This is a genomic window from Intestinirhabdus alba (genome assembly GCF_009711095.1).
Classification (GTDB): domain Bacteria; phylum Pseudomonadota; class Gammaproteobacteria; order Enterobacterales; family Enterobacteriaceae; genus Intestinirhabdus; species Intestinirhabdus alba.
Genome location: NZ_WMJZ01000170.1, coordinates 1 through 307, shown reverse-complemented (window position 1 = coordinate 307; position 307 = coordinate 1). Strand labels below are relative to the sequence as shown.

The following is a 307-nucleotide window of genomic DNA, read 5'->3' as shown; positions in this document are numbered from 1 at the left end:
TCATCAAAGCAAAGCAGGTCTGCGTCCTGGTCGGTCCCTCTGTCGACACGATATCCCTTACCAAAATCCATAACGACCACGCCATAACTCCCATCGCTGTATTTATGAGGGATGCCATAGTCAGCGTTAATCTTCTCCTTATTGGCTTCCCACCAGGCTATCTGGCGGCTTTTCAGGTAGGGAAAATGCCTGACCAGTATTGTATCTTCGTCATGCACCGCCACAATCTCAACCGGCGTCAGATACTGCCAGAGCAGCCAGCCGCCGGCCGCGGCCGCAATCACTCCCGCAATCAGGCACTTATTCA

At 53.1% G+C, this 307-nt stretch carries 1 protein-coding gene; it reads right to left on the bottom strand.

The features are described 5' to 3' along the window. Positions 1-307 (bottom strand): DUF943 family protein (locus GJV78_RS22865; RefSeq protein WP_230979238.1); only part of this gene is annotated, 307 nt, incomplete at both ends.